This window comes from Mucilaginibacter sp., assembly GCF_025359345.1.
Classification (GTDB): Bacteria; Bacteroidota; Bacteroidia; order Sphingobacteriales; family Sphingobacteriaceae; genus Mucilaginibacter.
The window spans coordinates 299,943-323,590 of the sequence record NZ_JANYGQ010000036.1; the positions used below are offsets into that span (position 1 = coordinate 299,943).

Here is a 23,648-nt window from a genome sequence, read left to right on the forward strand (position 1 = left end):
ATGAAAGCTAAAATTTTATTATCTAAAAGCTTTGTTTTAAGTCCTTGTAACAGATAACTTTTTCCAATACCAGGTTTACCTACGACTAAACCGTTATCCGCCAAGGCAAATTCATATAATTCCTGTAAAAGGGATGTTCTGTTAATTACCATGCTGATTTAGTTTTTTACTGATTTCAAATAAGTTTAACGTTTCTGCCAAATCCCCATCTTTAACTTTTATTTCAGATGCTGGCGCTACAAAATCTGTTTTTGGTTTTTCCGGCAGGATAATTTCCTTGCCAAGGTCGATAATGAAATTATCCAGCCCGTTACCGTCGCTATCCTCAAAAAATACACTTTCGATACCAAAATCTTTTTTTAATGTGGCTGCGAAAGCTTGCAGACTTATTTTGTTTTTTTCGGTTATCCTGAGTATTATATAATGGTTATCCTTATTATAGGTACTGATGTCTTCCCGTACAAAATCAAGCATTTTTCGGAAATAAGGATCTCGCATACTAAAGCCAAAAAAAACTACCCTTCGCGTCGCCAGTAATGACCATAATATTTTCCTTCGGATGGGCCAGCCATAACCATAGGTTAGTAAAAGCTCCTCAAAAACTTCCTTGGTTAAATTTTCATCTTTAAGGCGGTCAAAAAGCGTATCACTCGGTATATCGGAACTGAAGCCGTACTTATGCTTATATTCTTTACCTGATAGTATTATGCTGTCGGGCGCATGGTAAATACCATGCAGGTGAACGACGCGCCTGGGAAGGTTATCATTAAAATTTAATGAACGTAAAAATTGATTAATACGGGTTTTTACAGTTCCTTCAATATATAGGGAATTGTCGCTTTTTAAAGTAATTTCAGTTAAGGCGTTTTCTAAAACCACATCGTAATTGGTAGTGGTTAAGGCTTTAAAGGGTAATTGGCACAACACCTTATGCATTTCTAAATGCGTTACTTCTTTAAGGCCAAATTCTTCATTGATAAGATCATAGTACCGGTCATTTCCAAGGCATTCTTTAACGGCATCTGCATAGCTCAAGAAATCTTCGCTGTTGTGACTAAACTTCGGATCGAGATCGCGCGCAACTTCATCCATTCGGTTAATAAAACCTTGCCAATCCGGATAAATCTTGGCGGAGCAACCGCTGCCTGCCATTAATATAGAATCACCTGACGCTATCAGCTCGACCAACCTTACCCTTTTCTCGTTGTTTTCGTCAACTTCTTTTGCTGTAAAGATCGAAGGTTTAGCGTTCATTATACGGGCTGAAAATTGATAATCACAAAGATAACGGATTAACATGCGGTATTATAAATAATGTCTAAGACAATTGGTTGATTAAAGCTACAGCAAACAACCACCGCATTTAGCTTTCTTTGTTCCTGGCTGAATAAAAAGTACTTTTATCATTTTGGCAGCACATTAATTTTTGACGCAATTTAAGCGAGTGCTTCCTGATTATTTGAACTCCATTTATAATGACTATTGAGACTATCGAAATGAAAATGAAAAGCATGAATGCGGATGCTTTTCACAGGCTGGGGGATCATTTTCTGTTTTACGATGGAGGAGAAGATTATGAAACTATTAATCCGGTGGGCCAGGCGGAGGGCAAACAAAAGCCAAGAGGTGGCACGCCGGACACTAAGATTAAACTCAGCAACGGGAAATTTATTTTCATCCAATATACCACCCAGGATAATTCACCAAAGAAAAAAGATTTCTATAATAAACTGGTGAGCGATTTGGAGGCTTGTTTTGATCCCCGTAAGACCAAGTTTACTCCAAAGCAAATTGACAGGATCGTCTTATGCTTTAATAGTAACCTGGATGAGGCCACAGAAAGTAAATTGGCTAAAATTACGGAAGCACACCAGGTGCCCTTAAAATTGGTTAATTTAACAACGATGGCCCATGCCATCTATAAATCCTATCACTATCTGGCTAAGGATTACCTGGGTCTGGAAATTGGCACCTTTCAAATATTGCCCTTAGAAAAGTTTGTGGCCGAATATGAAAAAGGCGGTATAGCAACACCCTTATCCAATCCTTTTTTTTACAGGCAGGAGGAGATCGACAATATAAAAGATCTCATCGCCAATAAAATGATCACGGTTATCAAAGGACCGGCTGGGGTCGGGAAATCCCGGTTAGCGGTAGAAGTAACCAGGCAGTTTAGCAAGGACAATAGAGATTACAGCTGTTTTTGCATCACCAATAAAGACCTATCAGTAATTAATGACCTGAGAAGCCATTTTTCAGCACAGCACAACGTCCTGATATTTATTGATGACGCGAACAAAAGCATCAGGATATTGAGGGAATTATTTACCTGGTATGCCGAGGGAAACGTCCAGTTAAAGGTTATACTAACCGTAAGGGAATATGTTTACAAGGACATACATTCTTTCATCGAGCGCTACCCCTTCGCAACTTTGAATTTAAGCAATTTTCCAGACCAACAACTTACTAAGATTATCTCCAGCCAGCCGTTTAATATTACAGACGGACTATTTCAAAAGAAAATCATTGAAATTGCTAAAGGAAATGCCCGGTTGGCAGTAATGGCAGCTATCGCTTCGAAAGACCAGCCCATTGAGATCCTGGATAAGGTCACTGCTATTTATGAAGAATACTACAAAAGAGTGTCCGGTGATAATCATTTCCTGAAGGAACCGGAATACCTGAAAGTGCTTGGCTTACTTTCATTTTTTCGCGTCATTGACCGTGACAATAATGTAGAAACCGAAAGGATTTTAAACGCATTTGGCATTAATGAGAAAGACTTTTGGACAAAGATTTACCAATTGGAAGAATATGAAATCGTAGAGGTTTTCTCTGATAAATCTACCGTGAAATTTACTGATCAGATATTGGAGGGCTATCTTTTCTACAAGGTTTTTCTTGCGGATCAGTTGCTCTCTTATCAAATCATCATAAATCAGTTCTACCCCTCTTATAGCCACCGCATTAAATTTACCGCTATAGAAGGTAAAAGCACCTTTGGTAAAAGTGATTTTGAATACAAATTATTGCCATATATCAAGGAAAAGTACAATAAGATAGTGCAGGAAGGAGCATCCTTATTTGATTTCTTCCAAATTTTTCATGCTTACCTTCCCGACGAAACATTAGCCTACATACACGCTCGAATAAATTCGATGCAGGACGAAACTCCGCTGGTTTTGTTAAATAAGGTGGCGAACAAGAATTCAAATCAAAAAGTCTTCGTGTTCGAGGAAGACAAGATTTTAAATACCTATGCTCATGATTCCTTTCTTGAATTGACATCAGAATTTCTCAAGGAATACACGGATAATTTTGAGATGGCCATCGAGTTGATGTTCGATTATGTTGAACGGCAACAGGAGGTTTCAGAAAAGTTTGTTGAATTTGTTATCGGCCACTTTACGTTTTCAAATGATGATGAGCGGTTAGGTTTTAAAAAGGAGCATTGTTTTTCCTTAGAACTCGTCAAACGGGTTAAGACCAATAAGCCAATTTTTAAATACATCTTTTTGCGCCTCACGCCGCATTTCTTAAAAACAAACTTTTTCTATCACATTAATTACAGGGGGGCGGCTGTTGGCAAAGCAACCTACAAGCTGTTGGACGTTGTAAAAGATATCCGTTCACTATACTGGACTACCTTTAATGCGATTTTTCAAGATTATCTCCTGTTGTCTCAATATACACTGGAATATGTTAAAAATGGTCTTTCGCAAAATGATCAGCCAATGTTACGTGCTTCCGACTGGGAGCATATGGAACTCATTTTTGGCAGGCATTTTGATCCGGAAATCTTCATTGATGCCTATATCATTAACAAAATTATCATAGACCTTTCCAGAGGAAATGATGACCTTGAGTTTTATAAGCGATACCTTGAGTTAGCTAACACGGAAAAATACCAATGGTTTAAAGTGCTCGATTTTGATTTATTACGGCGTCGGGAAAGGGACAAACGTGAAAACGAGAGTTGGGAGGACTTCACCAGAAGATACAATGCTTTAAAAACCAGGGAGATATTGAGCGTTTTTAATTACTCCTTGGCATCCGAATATTTGCCGGTGTTCGATGTATTAGGAGATTGCGCCATCCATAACATTTGGCTGTTCTACCGTGAAAATAATGCAGCACAAATTATTTTAAACAAGCTGATTGAAAGCAATGTTATTTTCATTGAACTTTTTACTACGCTAATAACAAAGCCTTATTTTTACCAAATCGTTCATTATGGCGTGTTTTTCCAGGCTATTCAGGATGCAGGGATCGGATTATTGGAAACAGTAGAAAGAATAATTTTTGACAAGGAATTTATCAATTGCCAATATGTAAGAATCGGCTTTTTTAATGCATTAAATGAAGCACACGTTACACCGGGGCGGTGCAAAGTTTACAAAGCCCTATTGGCTTCGCTTAACGGTTCATTTTTCCTTTATTTCAGCAATATTCATTTATATGTTCAACTGGATTCTGACTTCCTCAGCGATATATTGCCCATTTTGCTGGAAAGAGCAAATGCAAAAACTGTTGAATTTAGGCTGGAGGAGGATTTTATCGAAAAGAATTACATTCTTTTCGATAAAATGGAGACCGCAAAAAATCTGTACTTATATCTGTCAGGACGAATAGACCGGTACGATTACGAAGGGAGTGAACTGTTATTTATATTAAAAAATGAACCGGCTTTTTTAAGTGAACTGCTTCAGTTGATTATTATAGGATTACGATTAGAACGGGAAGACCATCATCAACTTACTGCGCTTTGGAACCTGCCGGATTACCTGCCCGCAATTGGTGAAGTCTTTGATCAATCAGTTGTGAGCCCCAATTATTTGTTCAGGGGCGAACGTATATTGGATGACCTGATAGAAAACCGGGCAAGTCAGGTTGGCGAAGAAAAAAAAGTTGCATTTTTTGAGCATTATATCAGGAAGCATGCCACGGATTTGCGTAAGATGAATGCTTGTTTTAAGATAATTCAAAATAAACTGCATAGTCATTTTGATGTCCTGTTTAAAACCTTCCTGTTGCTTAACGATGATGTTAAACTGTTTAAACAAATTCGCTGGACCGACCAGGGAACCATTATCAGAAGCGGTGATTCAATTGCCGGAGAGATTGACGAGCGGATCTGGCAAAATATCAAATCACTGGTACAGGAGATGAAACCTCAGTCAAAATTTATCAATCATAAAATATTCATAAATCAACAAATCGATTATTGCCGCAAAAGCGCCATTAGCGAACGAAAATGGGATTTTTTTAGAAATCGCTAACGCTATCTAAAAGTTGACAGCTATCATAACTCACAAATTTATTATATGAACCGCCTCATACTTATCGGCAATGGTTTTGACCTTGCACACGGCCTGAAAACCAGCTATAATGACTTTTTAAAGTGGTACCTGAATCAGGCGCTTGTAATAGCAGGTAAATCATTTAAATATGAAGATATATTGCTGAAGGTCGAAAAGACAAACCTTGCGGAAGAGATTTATTTCGATGGGAAAGTCCGTACTGAGGCTGAACTTATTGACCTTTTTTATGAAAGAGGCTTCACCGAACTAATAACCAATAAAACCTTTCAGACCAAAGGCTGGCAAAATCATTGGGAAACCACTTTTGTTGTAACCGTAAAATCCATCTTGTTGGAAAATCTGCTGGCTAATTGTTCGGCGAGTCGTTGGGTCGATATTGAAAATGAGTTTTATCTCTTACTTAAAATCGTTCTCAGTACTAACGTTACGAAGAACAAAGAAGAATTGCTCCAAAATATAAACGTTTCCATGGCCGAGGTCATAAAATATCTGGAGCAATATTTGTCACAACTACCAATTGCACCGGCAGTAGATGGCTATAAGTCTCTGATTATAGAGAATTTCAAAAGAAAGGATATTGTCCTTCCTAATCTCCTGAAAGAAGATGAATTTCCTGACCAGGTACATATTTTAAACTTCAACTATACACAGACTGCGGCACAGTACCGCTTAGGCAAGAACACGCATGTACATTCAAACTCCATCCGGATTAATCATATTCATGGTGAGATCAATGTAGCTCGAAATCCGATAATTTTTGGTTTTGGTGATGAACTGGACGATAACTATTCTAAAATGGAATTAGATATCACCAAAGGATTCTTCGAATACATTAAGTCATTTTGGTATTTTAAAACCAGTAATTATCAGGATCTCATCCGTTTCATTGATGCCGAAGAATTTCAGGTTTATATTCTCGGGCATTCCTGCGGTTTATCGGACCGAACAATGCTAAACATGATTTTCGAGCACGAACAGTGTAAATCGATCAAATTTTTTTACCATCAACATCATAACGGTGATAATAATTACACCACCCTCACACAGGAAATTGCCCGCCATTTCAGGAATAAAGCCGTCATGCGAAAAAAAATAGTGCCTTTTGACAAATCATCACCTATGCCACAAATAATTCGTTAACCTTAATTGTCCAGAAAATTTATTGCGAAACGCATTTCTGTTTTGCACCGGAAGGGTTACCGCTTTTCGAAGATGCCTTAGTTGAAGAAAATTATAGGCAGATGATTTGCCTGGCCGGGAATATTTTTTGATATTATCTCCTAAGCCTCTTTTTGGGCTTGGTCTAAACGTTCATAAATGATGATTTTGAAAACAACGGGGAGGGCCCATTTTAGATATTTCCTGGCTGAAAAAAAATCAACTGCTCAAGTTTTCATCTGCCGACTTTTCAATATCACGAACCGCTTGCCTGTTTTTTTCAAAATTAATCGGCTCATATTGTTTTGTGATCCTATTATATACAAGGGTAATGGTAGGTTTACTCTTTTCAATTACGAAATTTGGCTTCTTAAATAGCTCATGGGGTTGGGCAGAGTTTAAAAATTCAAAAGCTTTATCATAATTTTTTCACTTTCTGCTTCGTCAGCTATACCATCAAAAACAACTTCTATAATCTTATCATCACAAGTTACTTTTAAAGTGATCGTTTTGTCTTTATCCTGAGCTTCATGCCCGGCTGTCAATATTTTAATTGCCAACTTTGATATGCCTGTCCAAAGTAGTTTGATCCCTCCTTTAAGTAAATCATACCCGACCATTATGCCCACTTCAGCGGCTGTTCTAATTTGTGTTTTTCGAGGTAAATAATTATATCAGAGATATCAGGGCCATTGAAATTGTTATAAGCAGTTTTACGCAATTTGCTTATCTCAATTTCGGCATTAATTTTTTTGCTTAGCCCCAGCTTATTAAAGTCAGTTATTAATTCTTGCGGAATGTAATGTTGAAAGACTATTTTAATATTTTCCTTTTCCATATAATTGTTGTGGTTTAGAACTATAAACGACGTACTGCTGACTCACAAGGTTAAGTTTTCTCGACTATACGGTCTTAAAAAGGTCTAATAGGTCTGTGTCAGTTTAAGTTTCGTCCGAGTGGCATTTTAGAATCGCCCAAACGGGACTGTAATATTTAGCCTAATTTCCCCTTCATTTTTTTCACTGATTCGATGTGTTTGTTTCAACGTTTTGTCACTAATGCAACTTTCTTTTTTAAGTTTTCCAGTTTACGGGAGATACCGATTTTGGGATTAAGCGCAAAAGCCTTTTCCCAAAACTCAATTGTTTTATCAAACTGGTTATTAGCCTCGTAATACTCACCAATTTTACGGTAGATCTTATCGACACCAAAGCTATATGACGCGTCCTTGTCATTGACCGCCTTTTCGAGTAATTGCAAATATTGAGCATCAGCGAATTTTTCATCCTCGCTTTTATCTTCGTATAGGATCATCTTATCGTATATCGAACCTTTGGCTAAAATCTGTTTTTCATAATTTCCCCGTTTGAGTTGTTGGCCCTCAAAGTCAATTTCAAAGGTGAACCCTTTGTGGTTCTTGAGAATAATCTGTTTCTGCTGCTCGATGATCGTGGCAGTATTGAAGGCATATGGCCTCTCAAATTGGGCCAAAATTGCTCTCTGCGCGATATCCATAATAAAAATCTGGTTAGAATGCCCTGTATCTGAACCATAGGTTTCAAAAAGTGCAAATAGCCCATTTTCGCTAAGTGCGCAATTGCCGAGGTTGGCTGTTGTTTTCTTACTAAAGATGACTTCCCCCGAATTGTTAAATACCAGGAATTTACCTGTCAACGCTTCTGAATTTAGCCAGTCACAGCAAATCACAATACCATTGTTGCTGACATGGGCGTCATTGGGGCGCTGTAAGCTTACCCTAAAAAGCAACTGCTTATCATTTAACAATGCCAGTTGCCCTTTTTTATTTTTGCCATTAAGCTCATAGCTATCTGCCGCCAAAACAATAAAGCGGCCATCCGGCGATTTTCTTTGTTGTCCGTAGAACCCGGCAATATCTTCCACCCGCGCTTCCCGTTTTTCACTAATGTTTAATGTGCCGTTTTCCATGCGGCGCTTCAGTTCATTCTCGTTGAGTTTGACGGAAAACGTCGTGGTATTTCCAGATGTGGTAGTTTCGATATCTACTAGTTCTTGTGGCACATGGGCTTTTGCGGGCACTGGTTTTCCAGAAGGTTTTTTAGCGGATTTTCTCGCAATTCCGATGATTATTAATAGTGCGCCAGTTATTATAAGGATAAAAATCATAATGCAGGTCAGGTTAGGTATTATTTACTAAATTATCAGGTGGAACGTTAATGTTACAAACCTTTCGTCACCTAACCGCAAGGTAAAAATATTAATGATATGGTTAAAGATTTATATAAAATTGAACTACCCTATTGCTTCCTTTTCTATCGGAAAAAAAAGGGGTTCGCCTGCAATCTATATTTCACTAATGCTTGTATTTTGTTTGAACTTTCTATTGCTATTTATGTTAAAATTGCCGAAATTTATACCATAGAATTTGCAACCAAAAACGACTGAAAATTTGGTGAGTCAGCAAGCAATTTTTACTATAAAAAACGCCAAAAACCGCGTTTAAAGCATATTTGAAAGGTCACGTTCGATTCTCGTCGGGACCACTGAAAGAACCACAGCAATGTGGTGCGCTTTGTAAATTATAATTTAAAAGAACTTGCGTCATTCGTGGCGTCATCGGTTTAAGGGGTGTCAAAATCGTTGATTCTGACCCAGAAAGCCAAAAAGTTCGAGTCCTTGCGGGGACACAGATTAGTCGAGTGAAAGCTTTAAAAGCCTGCAAATCATAGATTGCAGGCTTTTTTCTTTTTGGGAGAATCACCAAAATTTATAATAATGCCTGAAATCAACTTGCGTCAATCGTGGCGTCTTTTATTTTAGCAAAAAAGACGCAGGCGAAACGACATAAGTATCTGATTTGCAACATGTTCATGCCATATAACATCTTGATTTGAGCAAACTGTATTTCGATTTTTAACTCTTAAAAAAATCGTTATGCTGGAACAAAGCTTTGGTCTGTTCTTTTTCTTAAAGCAGACAAAAAATCAAAATCAGGATGGACTAAGGTATGTCTATCTGAGAATTACCGTAGATGGCCTCTCCAAGGAACTTTCTACAAAGAACCTATGGCATCCCGACAAATGGAACGCTTCTGCCGGAAGAGCATCAGGCAACAGGGAAGATGCCAAAACATTAAATCATCAGCTGGAAGCGCTGGTGATCGCCATTCATGTTGCCAAGACCGGCTTACTGGAAAGAGGAAAGGAAATCTCCGCTGCTGCAATTAAAGAGGTGCTTTTGGGACACAGCGCAGATAACCGGTATATTCTCGCGCTTTTCAAGGAACACAATGATAAAATCAAAACGCTGATCGGAACGGGTGACTATGCCCATGCTACTTACTTAAAGTACAAAACTTCGTACAGTCATGCTGAAGCATTTATCAAGTTCAAATACGGTAAACCCGACCTTACCCTGAAACAGCTTGATTATAGCTTTATTGTTGACTTTAATTATTGGCTGAAATCCGTAAAGAAATGCGGGCCCAACAGTGTCGCAAAATACATTTCCAACTTTAAAAGGATTGTGCTGGATTGTGTGCGCAGGGGCTGGATCAAAAGCGACCCCTTTGCGGGATTCAGCATCGAGAAGAAAGAGGTCATCAAAATAGCCCTCAATATCGCTTGCTTATTATCTTGCACAAGTGCCTCAACAGTTGATAAGTTTTATACCGAGAAAGGGGAATGGGACTCCGCTAGAATACCGTTTATAAAACCTTACGAGGCCATAATTACAAGTAAGGAACTTGGTTGGAGTATGAATTTAGATGGAAAGGATGGCGATACAGGATTTTCCAATATTAAAAAGGCTAATGTGGAAGGTGGAATAATATTTATATATAGTATAAATAGCATTTTTCACGGCGTTGATGTTAACCAATCGTGGCATATAATAATACCTGGAAAACGCATTGAAAAGGGCTTTGCTAGCTACCACGAGTATCGGGATTATTTAAATGCGCTTGGGATAAAATCTGAACCTACACTTTATGATATTGGGCATATTGCCGATTATTATGAAGATCACGATACTGTAGATTGGAAAGCCATTAAGTGATTATTTAAATAGCGCTTAAATCTCCTCCAAACCCGCCACACAATGCAAATCACCCATAAAAGAGTTCGAGTTTTGTAGTCTAAGTACCACCGAAATATCCCATGTGGGATATTTTCAAACAGGCTTTCAGATTTTCTGAAGGCCTGTTGATTTGATAACAAATTATTATAGTATATCACGGTAACGGCCATGTCTTATCATACCAATCCTCGTTACTATTTATCGCTAATTCAAAGCCATCTTCTATATTTAATTCTTTAATTTTTGAAAAAGCATAATTGCCAATTTCGATCAAAGCTGGTTCAATTTCTGTCCAGCATTCCCCTTCAGTTTCACTTTCCCACCCTTCGGAGAAGCTTTGATGAGAAACTTGCTCAAAGTCTCTTAATTCAAAATCTGCAGGATTGCAAATTCTTGTATACTGATTCGGCTTAAATAGTTCCGCTTGTTCGATATCCCCTTCAGCTAAATATTGGTCGTAATATTTTTTATTCCAATTATTGGATTCTGCCACTTTTTTAAGAGAGTTTTCCTTACTATCGAAGTTAATTGAGCTTACGGCCGCATCAGGGTCCGTCCAAATGCTTGTAGTGTAAATTTTAAAAGTGGGCCTTTCAATTTGTAGTCGTTTAATGGTATTATCAACCATCTCGGTCATTTCCATTAAATATAAGGTTTGGTTAAACATTTTGGGTTTCGTCTACGATTAATGAATATTTGGTTGGGAATTAAATATCATAAATTTAGAACATTTAATGCAAGCAATAGTAAAATATTAAAAGCTTAAGTTATATATTCTCTGAAAGTCAAGGAGTATATGATCTGTTTCATTAGGACTAATTTTTGATTTTAGCTTGAAACACTTCCCGTCGCCATATTTAAATCTGTGTTTATTATGCCATTGGGTCAATTAATAGCTGTAAATCTTCAATAAAGTTATTGGAAATTGGGGTCTTTGAGATCTCATTCACACCCATCCATGTGAACGGCATGGGAAAGATTATTGAAAGCCTTTAGATGAAAATCTGAAGGCTTTTTTTTTAAAGAGCGGTTCGGTAATTTGTCCGTTGTAAATCATAAATCTTAATGCGATATTGAAATACTTTTGTACAAGAGTTTAATATTTCTAAATCAATATTGTATGCTAAAAAAACATTCAATTCTATTGGGAATAATTATTTCGATATTGTTGCTATTTATAGCTACATGGCACTATCCCGGTGGGTCGCAAGTTGACAAAAACTCCGTTGGGTTTGACTGGAAGAACAATTATATAAGTAATCTTTTCGGTAAAAATGCTGTTAATGGATCATACAATTCAGCTCGTTTTTGGGCTATAGGAGGAATGATTTTCTTTTCGGCTAGCTTTGCTATATTCTTTGTTGAATTTTCAAAGAAAATACCGGCAAAGGGCGCCTCCAAAATAGTAAAATATGTAGGGGTCGGTGGTATGTTTTTTGCTTTTTTAATAGCGACCCCATTGCACGATATCATGATTACTATCGCTAGTACAATGTTTCTTATAGGGATGTTTTATATCACTGTTTTTGTTTTAAAGTAGAGGCTGCATTTATTTAAATGGCTATGTATTGTTTGGCTCCTTGTGTTTTATTATACGCTATACCTTTATGGCTCTGGTAGTGTTAAGTATTTACCAATAATGCAGAAAATTACGTTTGCCACTACAATAGCCCTAGTTTTAGGGCTGGCATATTTTACGAAAAAAGAAGATTTTCAACAGATCAAGGAGGGCAAATAAAATAGCTGGTCTAAGTGTCGAAAATTTAACTTTATACACTTTAATTCCAGGCTGGGTTTAGCAAGTTGACTTTAACGCCATAACCAACATTAATAATTATAAAAATGACCTTAGATATTGATGACAACCTAAACATAGATTTACAATTGGAGAATGGTGGTTTGCGCGTAATAACCAAGATAGGATCTTACCTGGTACGTAACCAGACTTATGAAGAAACCAAGTCTGTAATTGAAAAAAATTACAAAATTGTAAAAGATTATTATCAGGGTAAAGCCAATTCGTTAATCACTGAAATTGATTTAGAAAACTTTTCCCTCAAAATTGTACTTAATTATTTTTACATGTATAATATGTGGCGAACGATGTACAAGCGAGAAAAAAACAGGGATCTAACTTTTTTACCGAAAGATTTTGAACACCCAACGACATCTTATTTAATAATCAATTATTTCCAAAAACAATATCCTAATAACTATGCTGATAAATGCGAACTGTTACTAAATATGTCGAGCGACCGATTTTTAGAATATATGCGGTTTAAAGAGCAGTTTGACAATAAATAGTTCATGCTTTCAGTTTATGGTCAATGTCATCAAACACCGTACATCATTATCAATTGCACCGCACAGTACAAATTAACCATAAAAGAGTTCGGGCTTTGTAGTCTAAAAGACATTGAAAAAGCTACAATCCTTTAGCTGAAAAGTTGAGCGCTCTTTTATTCTGTTGTGTTTAACCTATAATTGCCGGATTACATAAATTATAGCACAAAACCAGGTTTAATTTATATTTTACAGCCTGCAACAAAAAACAAACATGGCATCAGGCTTTTTTGCGATTTTGGACGATATAGGCGCTTTGATGGATGATGTTGCGGCGACAACTAAAGTTGCGGCGAGTAAAACCACAGGCATATTGGGCGATGACCTGGCCGTGAACGCAGAAAAAGCTACAGGTTTTTTATCGTCGCGTGAATTGCCTGTACTATGGGCCATTACAAAAGGCTCATTAGTTAATAAAGTCATTATTGTCCCCATTGCATTATTGTTAAGTGTGTTTTTTCCGTTGGGTGTTAAAATTGCCCTGGTTTTAGGAGGCTTTTACCTGGCTTATGAGGGAGTCGAAAAAATAATCGAATACCTTTTTCATCGTTCAAAAGCGGCACACCAGGTAATTAAAGAAAGCGAACAAAACGATACCGGCGCCGAAAAAGCAAAAATTAAATCGGCTATAACAACCGACTTCATTCTGTCTATAGAGATCGTAATTATTGCGCTGGGGGCTGTCACAGAAAGGAGCCTGTTGATACAGGGAATAACCGTTTCGGTTGTTGCATTCCTGGCAACGATAGGCGTTTATGGCATAGTTGCAATTATTGTCAGGTTGGACGACGCCGGCTATAAATTGATTGAACGCGCTCATAACAAAGGTTTCTTTTCGGCCGTGGGTGTTTTACTGGTTAAATCGCTACCGGTTATTATTAAGCTGTTAAGTGTAGTCGGGACATTCGCTTTAATCCTGGTTTCAGGTGGCATTTTCGCTCACAATATCGAATATTTACATCATTTATTGCCAAACCTGCCATCACTGATCAGAGAGCTCATAATAGGATTGGCTGCCGGCTTGATTATGGTAGCTATACTAATGGGGGGGCGAAAGATATTGCCATTTTTTAAGAAATGATCCCCTCCACACCATACAAATCAGCCATAAAAGAGTTCGGGTTTTGTAGTGCTGCGTTAGATCAGCGATAAAATAATTGAGGGTAGTTCAAAAGATTATCATTTTTGCAATACAATGGTTTTAATGCATATTTGGGGAGTTGTATTTCTAACCAATCGTACCCTTTCACAAATATGAAAAAAAGCTTCACCCTATTATTATGTCTCTTTCTATTTGCATCTTGCAGCACACATTTGGTTACGAAAGGATTACAAAATAAAACTTCGAATTACGTTGTAACAACCAGCGGTAAACACATCGATGCGGCATCTGTAAGTATCAATGATGATAAGGTAACTGCAGATACGGCCACATACCAGCTAACCAATGTTAGCGCAATAAAGATAGGCGAGTCTTATTATAGCTTAAAAAATGGTGAACTTTACGAAGGTGTATACTACGGAAAATTGATATTATTGAAACGTTTTGGCGGTATGGTTTACACTTACTCAACCACCAGGACTTCTGCACATGCCTTTTATAATTTTTATTTGCAAAAAGAAGGACAGTCTGAGATCGTTGATTTTGACAATAAAAGCCTTATTGAAAATGTGCGGGATAATCCTTTGGCGTTGCGGAAAGCAAGAGCCGCGCAAATTTATGGTACTGTAAATACCGTAAGCATTTTTACGGCAATAGCAGGACTTGCGTGTGTGTTTTTGCCTTATAACAGCCCTGTCAGAAAGCCTGGTGTTACCGTTGGGCTTTTTTCAATGCCGGCATTCTTGATAACTTTGCCTATTGCCCCGCATAAAAAATATAAAGCAGTTGTCGTCTATAATCGCTAAAGAATCGGCACGGGCGCATTAAGTGCAATTTACGGAATTCAGTTAAACTATACGAATCAATGATAGAGCCGTTTGTTTTTTGCGGTCTAAGGAACGGCAAAAAGAAATCAAGAGCCTACAGACGAAAGTCTGAAGGCTCTTAAAATTCCTGGTTAAAACAAGAGGTTAGATTTATAAACAATTTTATATAGTTCCTGCAATGGGTATTCTCCATTTAGCCCATAATCTTCTATTACAATTTTTTTTGTATTGGTATAAAATGTGATTGTAGAACAGGTTTTTTGAACTAAAATCTTATCTCTCTTCAAATGTGATGTAGGTCACATAGCCCCCTGAAATTTCCTGCCGAACTTTGTTGTGCGGTTAAAAAATATGTAATACGTGGACACTTAAGTCTTTTAGTGTCCGGCCTATATTAACCGGGTTAGTCAACAAAAAGAGAAACACGACAAGATATATCATGAAAAAGGTGACAACAAATAATAGTATAAATATGCCTCTGCTTGGATTTGGCACCCTGATTCCAAGTGCGGCTGCGACGATAAGTGCTACCATGGACGCGCTGGATGCTGGGTTTCGACATTTCGATTGTGCGGAACGATACCGAAACGAGCGCGAGGTGGGCGAGGCCTTGCAGGCAGGACTTGCGGCTGGCGGACTAGCCCGCGAGGACATCTTTGTTACCACAAAGTTGTGGAATACCAATCATCGGCCCGAATACGTTCAGCCGGCATTTGAGGCGAGCCTGAACAGACTCCGGCTCAGCTACCTGGATCTCTATCTCATTCACACGCCATTTGCATTTCAACCCGGAGATGAGCAAGACCCACGGGATCAAAACGGTAATGTTATTTACGACCGCGATGTGACTTTGGCCGACACATGGAAGGCGATGGAGAGCCTGGTGGACGATGGTAGGTGCCGGGCGATCGGATTATCTGACATAAGCCTGAAAGAATTATTGCCCATCTATGAATCGGCGAGAATTAAACCGGCAGTGGTCCAGGTAGAAGCACATCCGTACTTGCCGGAAACGGAGCTTTTGGAATTCTGCAAGGAGAAGGATATCGTGTTTTTGGCTTTTGCGCCATTGGGTCACGGAATAAAACCAGGGCCACTCGAAGATTCGGTCATTACGGCCATTGCTGAGCGGGTTGGAAAGACGCCAGCTCAGGTGCTGTTGGCCTGGGCTCTGCAGCGTGGTACCGCTTTGCTTACCACGCCAAAAACTGCGGCCCGCGCGCGCGAGAATTTTGACATCTCTTCTCTGCCGCAAGATGCCTTTGATGAAATCAGCCGCATTGAGACCAGGCAGAGGTTCAATGAGGTAGTGAAGACTGGCGTCCCGGGTTTCATCGCACGAGGTAATTGAGTGGTAAAATCAAACAATAGGCGACCCATTGGTTTTGTGTATTAGTATCATCTAATTATGATAATTAATATGCGGGCGCAAACGAATAGGTTCGCTTATCAATAAAGCTATTTTAAATTAATTGCAGGCAGCAGGCTCTAAATTTTGATCAGTTTGCCCTGTGAAACAATTTTCCCTTGCAGCGTTATTACATAAATATAGACTCCGGGATTAACGTTCAGTCGGAAAGTATTTTGCAATCCATTAAGGGCCTTATCCAGATCTAACCTTCCGCCGGCATCATAAAGCTTAAACTCGTAGTTATTGATATCGCCACTCAATATATTTACCTGGGTGCTTACCGGGTTGGGAAATACAGTAAATTGACTGGGTTGTAAAAATGTGGCATCGGCGAGGTCAGAATAAATGATTTTACCATCATCGGTAATTAGTTTTGCCCGATAATACTGAATCCCTTTTTTAGGATTGGCATCTATAAACTGATAGGCTAATGCAGAATTAACTGTTGTTGTACCCAATGTTACATAGGTGTTATAACCGGTCAGTTTTTCCCAACCGATGGATTTGAGGTTTACCACACTGCCTACCTGCAGGTCGAGCGCTATGGTATTATTTACTACAGTGGCCAGCAAGGTTCGGATATAGCAGCCTACACCCTGGGTAGTGGCATCAATTGTAAGGCTTTTTATTCCCTCGAAACCGTCACCCAGTGCGCTCACCGCAAAATACGATGATGACTGTTGCTGGGCGGGTATAATAATAGTAGTATCAGTTACATTAGTAAATTGATGCAGTAAGTTATCTTTAATGTTGTAAATAACATAGCCTTTACTACCCGGCTGAACTTTCCAGTGAAGTAAAGTACCATCGGTACAGTTATATCCTACCTCCAGGTTTAAAGGTCTTGAAATAACAAACTCTTTGCTGGTAAATACATGCCCGTTAATATCCATTTTAAGCATAGCCAATATAAAGGCATCGGGGGCGGTCCAGTCGTAGTATTTATCTTTTAGGGTGATGTCGCTGATGGCTTTCCAGGTGGTGCCATGGTCGTAACTTACGCTCAGCTTTCCTGACGTCACGTCGAATGAACTTTGCCAGCGCAGGTAGTTCTCTTCAGTCGCAAAAAGCTGGTCACGACCTGCCGGATAGGTCCACTCAAAAGTGTTTGCCTTTACCGCCTGGTGCGCAATATAAAAAGTTTGTGAACCGGCTGCCACTTTAGCGCCCTTTACATGAATAGTATAGTTACCAGCAGCAGGGTTCTGCAAAGTTACTTGTTCTGTATTGTTCAAGGTGTCTCTTTGGCGTATAGCCGGTTTCGTTAATGAATCAACCGACGGGTACGAGCTCAGCGTCCATGGTAGCAGGTTTTGTCCATTGGGGGTGGTTACTGACAGGTCAAGATCATTGACCAGGGCCGTAGGAGCATTCAGTGCCGCCGGTGGATCGTTCCAGGCTAATGACACTTTAAATTCGCCGGTGCCTGGCGGAACGTTTATGGTATAATCAGCCTGTTGCCCATTGTTTAAAGATCCTTTTTTAAAACGATCTTCATTAACAGTGCGCAAAGCTTCCAGGGCGTTTAACTGCCCATAACCTGTTTTATGGTCTACAGCGGGCAGGCCAATATCATCTGCTGAATTAATGAGCACACTTTTCATCAGCGCAGCTGAGGGTAATTGGCCGGTTTGCATTTTATAAGCCTGTTGCAATAGCACCACCGCCCCCGAAACTAAGGCTGCCGCACCCGACGTGCCGTCATCGCCATTAGCTACCAGTTCGGGCTTAATACGGCCATCATATGCCGGGCCGGCCGAACTTAGATCTTCCGGGACACCCCTGCGGTCGGTGCCGCCAACAACCAGCACATTTTTTGCTTGCTTAAAGGTGCCTGAGAGATTGGCTACGCCTGCAATGCCATTGTATACCCCTGTTGCAGACGCTGATGTGCCGATATTTCCTGACGAAAACACATGGGTGATCGAATCATTCTCCATCACTTGCTGGTCATAAGCAACAGCCTCGGCCCCATAATAATTCTCGATACCGGTGCCGTAAGAATGGTTTTGTACGCCAATATCAAAGGCTTTAAAAATGGCGGTACTATCTGGCATCAGGCGGGCAAAGTCGGATGAGGTGAATCTTACTTTCGGTGCTGCGCCAAGTCCCCGGATAAATGAATTGCCGTTGCCCCCAATTAGGGTAGCCATAGTGGTGGCATGCCCTGAAGTAATAGCCGCCGCCTGGAACGAGTTGAACGAGCGGCCAAGCAAATCAAGGTCATCATCATAACGCTGTTCTTTAATGCCAATGTTTATACCGCTGCCGTTAATAGCAGGATAATTATCGGCGATAGCCGAGATATGGTTTACACCCAGGTCAATATCATTAATTACCAGTTCGGCATGAGCCTTGCGGGTAACATTTGCAAAAATAACATACGGCTCTTGTAACAGATCAGGCAGGCGTTGTAAGGCCAGGTTTACCGTGATTGTATTTGCGGTTTGAACGGTTATTTCACCATATTTTTTAATAGCTGTTATTACCGAATCGCTGCTGGAAGTGATTGATAAGTCGACAGATTGCTTGCTGGAAGGATGTTTTTGTAAAAGCAGCAACAAATTATCCGTGGCTTTCCACAATGAGCCTACGGGTGTGGCTTCCTGTATGTTTTTATCGCCTGATAAATCAGCAGCCGATGCTACTACATAAAAATTATAGGATACTCTTTTTACAAGGCGGAGTTTTTTAATATCAACCTTAGCAGGTTCCTTAAATTTAACCAGGTAATAGTTAATATCGTTACTGGTGTTTAATAACCTGGCCGCAGGTGCACTTTTATAAAGCCCGGCAATAGCTTTATCGCTCATTGGCTTTTGTGCCAGGGCGAGTTGAAAGCATAAAAATACCAGAACAAAACAAAGTGATTTTTTAATCATACTGCATAATAAACTAAAGGGGAGTTATGCTCCCCTTTAGTTAGTAAAACTACTTTGTTGATCAATAAGAAGCAATACGATAAAAATTTTAGTACAAATAATCCAATGCTATTACATCATTCGCGTTAAATGTACGGTCGGTACCGTTTGAGCAGGCCAGCATGAATGAAGCCGCATCAAAAGTTTTGGTTGGTGTACCAGGGATATGAACAGCCCCGATACCCGCAGTACCCTCATTACTTTTAGCTCCGCCGCAACTTAAGGCACGGTTAAAGTAATCGGTATGACGGAAGCCTATGCAATGCCCCATTTCGTGCTGAATTACGGAAGTAACATATCCTACATCAGGATTAGTTCCATAAGCCTGCGCATTGGTGTTAAGCTGGATCTGATTGTAAGGGTTGCCGGATGAAGTTGGGAAACCCGAAGATCCTAAGGTGATGAAACCACCGCTTGGACCCTGGTTAAAACCAATGATTTGGATGGCACCGCCGCTGCTTACCACCTGGAATTTAAGCGAAAGGTTTAACGCGTTATAGCGTGCTACAGCGTTAGCTGTGGCTGTAGCATAAACTGTAGGCAAATTTGAAATGGACACAGTAATGGTTCGTGGAAGACTTTTAACCAGGTTGGTCGTCCGGTACTGCTCTGTTTCAGCAATCCTCAGGGTTGGGCTGGTGCTGACCTCCGAAAGGTTCGCCGGGGTTAACATGATATCGCCTTCTACCAGGTAATTATCACCCACCTTGCGCACATCATCTGTGCTAAAACCAAGATCGGAGATCTTCTGGGTAACGGCGGCTGAGACTAGTGTAGGGTCAGCCTTTTTTTCGACGCCCTGATTATTTTTAGTACAAGCTGGTAGCAATGAAGCTGCACATACCATGCATACCCCAATTTTAAGTAAGAGTTGTTTTTTCATTTGTCGGTACTGTTATTTGTTACTAGTTAATTAATACTTAAACAATCATTAGCTGGCCAGCCTGTTGTTCTTACGATAAATATATTAAATCGGATCAACATTAATTTAATATTTAATAAATATTTTAATCATAGATACATTTATATTGCCCATAAACTAAAAAAGACACCTGCAACGTGTAGCAGTTACACGGGCAATACCGATTAATAAATAAGTACAAATATTCGTTTTAGTTAAACTAAACAGCATTTTTTTTCACTATTTATTACCCGGTATGCTATGAATTTCAAAACAAAAGCGACAAATCAAACCTCGAAAAATGTTGAAAAAAAATTCAACAAATTTTGTATTTTTTGAATTTTTCGCCCGCATATGGCCTGTTTTTCGGCACCAAATCCACGATAAATTATCTGATTAAAAGGAAAAATCTGCCTGATAAAGGCCCGGGACTGTAAATTTTATAATTGAAATACCGTATGTAAATATTTTAAAATCATTAAACTGATTGATTTAAGCACTAGTGAAAATCGTTCGGAAATGAACCTTTATTATCATATCAAATTAAATCTCTGTATTTCAGATAACCTAATTTTTGCCGCCTCCGGTAAATTTTCTGGAAAGCGTTACCAATTTATTTAAACCGGTAATTAATCAAAAAAAGTCAACTCAAAATACGGGTTGACTTTTTTAATTCGGCCTGCTTATTGAATCGAATTGTTGTGCAATTAATTGGGGTTATAACATGATGATATATTCGCTATAAAGACCTATTTTTAAACATCCAACAGCCAACAATGACGTTCATGATTTCTGCAAAGAATAAGCAAATTATAATTTATGGCGTATCGCTTGCTTTGTTATTGGTGTTACTAAAATGGCTGGAATGGCGCTTTATTATTATCGATCATGCTTTTGAAATTTATGCGGGCACTATAGCGCTGGTTTTTACCGGACTGGGTATATGGCTCGCCATAAAACTGATAAAGCCAAAGGTAGAAACTATTATAGTTGAAAAAACGGTGTTCGCAGGGTCCAATTTTGTTTTAAACGAAGCTGAAGTAAACCGGCTGCGTTTAAGCGCCAGGGAACTGGAAGTTTTACAATTAATAGCCGATGGGTTAAGCAATCAGCAAATTGCTGAAAGGCTGTTTGTATCATTAAATACCATAAAAACCCATACCTCGAACCTTTTTTTAAAAATGGAAGTAGAACGGCGCACACAAGCCATTGAAATGGCAAAGCGCTTGGGACTGATACCCTGATGCGCATCATTCTTTAGTATGATAATAGCCTTTTTTTGAAAAATCACCCAAAAGTATGACCCGAAACATAAGCCGTTACTGCAATTTTGGACAGGATTTAAAACTTAATTAAAGAAAAGATGAAAAAGATAATTGTTACTTGCGGCATTATAGGGGGCCTTATTAGCATTTCGTGGTTTATATTTGGTATGCAGGTTTTTACGGTCAATATGAGCGAGAATGAGAGCCTGCTTTTTGGGTATGCATCAATGGTGCTGGCCTTCTCGTTAATTTTTGTAGGCGTTAAAAATTTTAGGGATAATTATAATGATGGCACAATTAGTTTTGGCAAGGCCGTAAAAATAGGGCTTTTGATAACTGCTGTGGCCTCAACCGTGTATGTGGGGGTATGGCTGATTGACTATTACTTTTTCATCCCCGATTATATGGAAAAATTCGCCGCGACAAAGTTGGCCGACCTGAAAACTAACCACGCAAGCCAGGCGCGCATTGACAAAGAAATGGCAGCAATGGCCGGGTACATCAAAATGTATAAAAACCCGTTTTTCAACGCGATGCTTACTTATACAGAGATTGTCCCGGTTGGGGTTGTGGTATCGCTTATTGCTGCCCTTATACTTAAAAGGAAATCGAAACCAATTGTAGCAAACGCATAGATTAAAATAAAACTGGATAAATATGAAAAAAGTAACGGGCTTGGGCGGCGTATTCTTTAAATGCAACGACCCGAAAGCTATGAACGACTGGTATGTCAAAAACCTTGGATTGCCGGCCAGCACATACGGAACTACGTTTGAGTGGGTAGATGCCGATGATCCGTCAAAAAAAGGATCGACATCCTGGTGTACATTTCCGCAGGATACCAAGTATTTTAATCCGTCCGAAAAGCCTTTTATGATAAATTACCGGGTAGAAAACCTGGTTGCGCTGCTTGAAGAACTTAAAAGCGAAAACGTGACCATTGTTGATGAAATTGCCGAATATGACTACGGCAAGTTTATCCATGTGCTGGACCCTGAAGGCAATATCATTGAGCTTTGGGAACCGAAAGACGAATAGTGTTAAGTCAGTAGTCTTTAGTCGGGAGTCGTAAGTCGAATTCTTGCCTTTTCTGATTTAGAACTCAAGACTAACCGTCAATGTTTGAGTGACATGACACTAGCCGGCTCAGGTCACCAATTGAAACTACGAAGCAGCTGTTGCTTATTTATTGAAACAGCAAAAGGAAATATTCTTAAATGAATATTTCCTTTTTTTATGCCCATAACTGTACCGGCAGGATATATGAATGCAGCAGAGATTAGTTATTTTCGTAGCTCACAATTACGATATATTACCCATGAAAGCCGATTCGCAAAATGTAACAGACTACACCAATGACAATACCATATTTATGGTTTGGGATTTTAAGGATAACCTGGACGTCAAAGATGTTTTTAGTAAGCTTTGCAAACTGCTCATCAACCTCAATAATTCTGTTAATGTTCGTTTCCCTGTTTCGCGTGCAAGCTGTGTGATGGGGATTGGACACGATGCCTGGCTCCGGCTTGACCTGCCAGGGCCCTTGCCTAAAGAATTGGTAAATTTTACTCCCATCGCAGGCAGCAAACACAGGGCCGTTTCTACCCGGGGCGACCTGCATTTTCATATCAGGGCAGATAATACAAGCATATGTTATGATATGGCATCCGCTATAACTGATGTTTTGAGCCCGGTGGCTGTAAGTACCGAAGAGATTCATGGGTTCAGGTATTGGGACAGCCGCACGATTTTAGGCTTTGTTGACGGTACCGAAAACCCGCAGGGACAGGACAGGGAGCTCTTTAGCATGGTGGGAGATGAGGACGCCGCTTATAAAGGGGGAAGTTACCTGTTTGTGCAAAAGTATGTCCACAACTTAACATCGTGGAAAGAGCTTTCTACTGAACAGCAGGAGAAAGTAATCGGGAGGTCTAAAGCCAATGATATTGAAATGGCGGACGATGTAAAACCAGCAAACTCTCACATAGCATTGGCTAATGTTGGCGATGATCTTAAAATTGTTCGTGATAATATGCCTTTTGGCAATATGTCGACGAATGAAATGGGGACTTATTTTATAGCTTATGCAAGCACATTTACCACGGTGCAGAAAATGCTGAATAACATGTTTATTGGCTCTCCTGCGGGGAATTACGACAGGATATTAGACTTCAGCACAGCCAAAACGGGCAGCCTGTTTTTTGTGCCGACGTTTAACATGATAGATGATTTTTCAGCGTGAAATTCCGGCACCGGCAGACTTGTAACCCGTGGCTAACAAACAGGATATTTGCTTTTCGCCGGTTAGGCCCGGCTAATAATATGGCGTTTGTGGTGTCTGTA

General features: G+C 39.5%; 19 protein-coding genes. 12 read left to right on the forward strand and 7 right to left on the reverse strand.

From position 1 onward, the window contains the following. Positions 1–141: 141 nt before the first annotated feature. Positions 142–1,254, reverse strand: a complete 1,113-nt coding sequence (locus Q0R52_RS26840; protein ID WP_295801159.1) for an SIR2 family protein — start codon at positions 1,252–1,254, stop codon at positions 142–144. Between the two features lie 221 nt (positions 1,255–1,475). Here Q0R52_RS26840 and Q0R52_RS26845 point away from each other — a divergent pair, with 221 nt between their 5' ends. Both Q0R52_RS26845 and Q0R52_RS26850 read left to right on the forward strand, forming a co-directional pair. Next, complete coding sequence (locus Q0R52_RS26845; RefSeq protein WP_295801163.1) at positions 1,476–5,279, forward strand: hypothetical protein; 3,804 nt, start codon at positions 1,476–1,478, stop codon at positions 5,277–5,279. Between the two features lie 45 nt (positions 5,280–5,324). Beyond that, a complete protein-coding gene (locus Q0R52_RS26850; RefSeq protein WP_295801165.1) occupies positions 5,325–6,461 on the forward strand; it encodes an AbiH family protein in 1,137 nt (378 codons plus the stop codon). Between the two features lie 416 nt (positions 6,462–6,877). Here Q0R52_RS26850 and Q0R52_RS26855 read toward each other — a convergent pair whose 3' ends face one another. From Q0R52_RS26855 to Q0R52_RS26865, 3 genes are all read right to left on the reverse strand, one after another. Next, entirely contained in the window at positions 6,878–7,099 is a 222-nt protein-coding gene (locus Q0R52_RS26855) for a hypothetical protein (RefSeq protein ID WP_295801170.1), read from the reverse strand. Then, complete coding sequence (locus Q0R52_RS26860; RefSeq protein WP_295801172.1) at positions 7,099–7,317, reverse strand: hypothetical protein; 219 nt, start codon at positions 7,315–7,317, stop codon at positions 7,099–7,101. The genes Q0R52_RS26855 and Q0R52_RS26860 overlap by 1 nt, the downstream gene beginning before the upstream one ends. A 203-nt stretch (positions 7,318–7,520) precedes the next feature. After that, on the reverse strand, positions 7,521–8,624 hold the full coding sequence (locus tag Q0R52_RS26865; protein ID WP_295801175.1) for a hypothetical protein: 1,104 nt from the start codon (positions 8,622–8,624) through the stop codon (positions 7,521–7,523). Between the two features lie 768 nt (positions 8,625–9,392). On the opposite strand from Q0R52_RS26865, the gene Q0R52_RS26870 reads away from it, so the two are divergent. Then, positions 9,393–10,514, forward strand: a complete 1,122-nt coding sequence (locus tag Q0R52_RS26870; RefSeq protein WP_295801177.1) for a phage integrase SAM-like domain and Arm DNA-binding domain-containing protein — start codon at positions 9,393–9,395, stop codon at positions 10,512–10,514. A gap of 175 nt (positions 10,515–10,689) precedes the next feature. Here the strand turns inward: Q0R52_RS26870 and Q0R52_RS26875 are convergent, their stop codons facing one another. Further along, the gene (locus Q0R52_RS26875) at positions 10,690–11,178 is read right to left on the reverse strand and encodes a hypothetical protein (protein WP_295801180.1); all 489 of its coding nucleotides are present in this window, start codon (positions 11,176–11,178) and stop codon (positions 10,690–10,692) included. Positions 11,179–11,655: 477 nt separating this feature from the next. On the opposite strand from Q0R52_RS26875, the gene Q0R52_RS26880 reads away from it, so the two are divergent. The 5 genes from Q0R52_RS26880 to Q0R52_RS26900 all read left to right on the forward strand — a co-directional run bounded on the left by Q0R52_RS26880 (position 11,656) and on the right by Q0R52_RS26900 (position 16,158). After that, a complete protein-coding gene (locus Q0R52_RS26880; RefSeq protein WP_295801182.1) occupies positions 11,656–12,075 on the forward strand; it encodes a hypothetical protein in 420 nt (139 codons plus the stop codon). 302 nt (positions 12,076–12,377) lie between these two features. Further along, positions 12,378–12,839 carry a hypothetical protein gene (locus Q0R52_RS26885; RefSeq protein WP_295801185.1) on the forward strand — a complete coding sequence of 154 codons (462 nt, stop codon included), beginning with the start codon at positions 12,378–12,380 and terminating at the stop codon, positions 12,837–12,839. Positions 12,840–13,092: 253 nt separating this feature from the next. Continuing rightward, positions 13,093–13,959: a DUF808 family protein gene (locus tag Q0R52_RS26890; protein WP_295801188.1), complete on the forward strand. Its 867-nt coding sequence runs from the start codon at positions 13,093–13,095 to the stop codon at positions 13,957–13,959. 173 nt (positions 13,960–14,132) lie between these two features. After that, positions 14,133–14,786, forward strand: coding sequence for a hypothetical protein (locus Q0R52_RS26895; protein ID WP_295801192.1), 654 nt, complete (start codon positions 14,133–14,135; stop codon positions 14,784–14,786). 460 nt (positions 14,787–15,246) lie between these two features. Continuing rightward, complete coding sequence (locus Q0R52_RS26900; protein ID WP_295801194.1) at positions 15,247–16,158, forward strand: aldo/keto reductase; 912 nt, start codon at positions 15,247–15,249, stop codon at positions 16,156–16,158. A gap of 137 nt (positions 16,159–16,295) precedes the next feature. Here Q0R52_RS26900 and Q0R52_RS26905 read toward each other — a convergent pair whose 3' ends face one another. Both Q0R52_RS26905 and Q0R52_RS26910 read right to left on the reverse strand, forming a co-directional pair. Beyond that, positions 16,296–19,100: a S8 family serine peptidase gene (locus Q0R52_RS26905; RefSeq protein ID WP_295801196.1), complete on the reverse strand. Its 2,805-nt coding sequence runs from the start codon at positions 19,098–19,100 to the stop codon at positions 16,296–16,298. A gap of 88 nt (positions 19,101–19,188) precedes the next feature. After that, positions 19,189–20,022 carry a M57 family metalloprotease gene (locus tag Q0R52_RS26910; protein ID WP_295801199.1) on the reverse strand — a complete coding sequence of 278 codons (834 nt, stop codon included), beginning with the start codon at positions 20,020–20,022 and terminating at the stop codon, positions 19,189–19,191. Positions 20,023–20,816: 794 nt separating this feature from the next. On the opposite strand from Q0R52_RS26910, the gene Q0R52_RS26915 reads away from it, so the two are divergent. The 4 genes from Q0R52_RS26915 (at position 20,817) to Q0R52_RS26930 (ending at position 23,547) form a co-directional block, all read left to right on the forward strand. Next, positions 20,817–21,284, forward strand: a complete 468-nt coding sequence (locus Q0R52_RS26915; RefSeq protein WP_295801200.1) for a LuxR C-terminal-related transcriptional regulator — start codon at positions 20,817–20,819, stop codon at positions 21,282–21,284. A gap of 119 nt (positions 21,285–21,403) precedes the next feature. After that, a complete protein-coding gene (locus Q0R52_RS26920; RefSeq protein ID WP_295801203.1) occupies positions 21,404–21,940 on the forward strand; it encodes a DUF4199 domain-containing protein in 537 nt (178 codons plus the stop codon). 22 nt (positions 21,941–21,962) lie between these two features. Beyond that, entirely contained in the window at positions 21,963–22,343 is a 381-nt protein-coding gene (locus Q0R52_RS26925; protein WP_295801206.1) for a VOC family protein, read from the forward strand. 229 nt (positions 22,344–22,572) lie between these two features. Beyond that, a complete protein-coding gene (locus Q0R52_RS26930) occupies positions 22,573–23,547 on the forward strand; it encodes a Dyp-type peroxidase (RefSeq protein ID WP_295801208.1) in 975 nt (324 codons plus the stop codon). The last annotated feature ends 101 nt before the right edge of the window (positions 23,548–23,648 follow it).

Excerpts from the sequence above, each read along its gene's own strand:
- Q0R52_RS26840 (WP_295801159.1), bottom strand. The coding sequence starts at position 1,254 with ATGAACGCTAAACCTTCGATCTTTACAGCAAAAGAAGTTGACGAAAAC.
- Q0R52_RS26845 (WP_295801163.1), top strand. The coding sequence starts at position 1,476 with ATGACTATTGAGACTATCGAAATGAAAATGAAAAGCATGAATGCGGAT.
- Q0R52_RS26850 (WP_295801165.1), top strand. The coding sequence starts at position 5,325 with ATGAACCGCCTCATACTTATCGGCAATGGTTTTGACCTTGCACACGGC.
- Q0R52_RS26855 (WP_295801170.1), bottom strand. The coding sequence starts at position 7,099 with ATGGTCGGGTATGATTTACTTAAAGGAGGGATCAAACTACTTTGGACA.
- Q0R52_RS26860 (WP_295801172.1), bottom strand. The coding sequence starts at position 7,317 with ATGGAAAAGGAAAATATTAAAATAGTCTTTCAACATTACATTCCGCAA.
- Q0R52_RS26865 (WP_295801175.1), bottom strand. The coding sequence starts at position 8,624 with ATGATTTTTATCCTTATAATAACTGGCGCACTATTAATAATCATCGGA.
- Q0R52_RS26870 (WP_295801177.1), top strand. The coding sequence starts at position 9,393 with ATGCTGGAACAAAGCTTTGGTCTGTTCTTTTTCTTAAAGCAGACAAAA.
- Q0R52_RS26875 (WP_295801180.1), bottom strand. The coding sequence starts at position 11,178 with ATGGAAATGACCGAGATGGTTGATAATACCATTAAACGACTACAAATT.
- Q0R52_RS26880 (WP_295801182.1), top strand. The coding sequence starts at position 11,656 with ATGCTAAAAAAACATTCAATTCTATTGGGAATAATTATTTCGATATTG.
- Q0R52_RS26885 (WP_295801185.1), top strand. The coding sequence starts at position 12,378 with ATGACCTTAGATATTGATGACAACCTAAACATAGATTTACAATTGGAG.
- Q0R52_RS26890 (WP_295801188.1), top strand. The coding sequence starts at position 13,093 with ATGGCATCAGGCTTTTTTGCGATTTTGGACGATATAGGCGCTTTGATG.
- Q0R52_RS26895 (WP_295801192.1), top strand. The coding sequence starts at position 14,133 with ATGAAAAAAAGCTTCACCCTATTATTATGTCTCTTTCTATTTGCATCT.
- Q0R52_RS26900 (WP_295801194.1), top strand. The coding sequence starts at position 15,247 with ATGAAAAAGGTGACAACAAATAATAGTATAAATATGCCTCTGCTTGGA.
- Q0R52_RS26905 (WP_295801196.1), bottom strand. The coding sequence starts at position 19,100 with ATGATTAAAAAATCACTTTGTTTTGTTCTGGTATTTTTATGCTTTCAA.
- Q0R52_RS26910 (WP_295801199.1), bottom strand. The coding sequence starts at position 20,022 with ATGAAAAAACAACTCTTACTTAAAATTGGGGTATGCATGGTATGTGCA.
- Q0R52_RS26915 (WP_295801200.1), top strand. The coding sequence starts at position 20,817 with ATGACGTTCATGATTTCTGCAAAGAATAAGCAAATTATAATTTATGGC.
- Q0R52_RS26920 (WP_295801203.1), top strand. The coding sequence starts at position 21,404 with ATGAAAAAGATAATTGTTACTTGCGGCATTATAGGGGGCCTTATTAGC.
- Q0R52_RS26925 (WP_295801206.1), top strand. The coding sequence starts at position 21,963 with ATGAAAAAAGTAACGGGCTTGGGCGGCGTATTCTTTAAATGCAACGAC.
- Q0R52_RS26930 (WP_295801208.1), top strand. The coding sequence starts at position 22,573 with ATGCAGCAGAGATTAGTTATTTTCGTAGCTCACAATTACGATATATTA.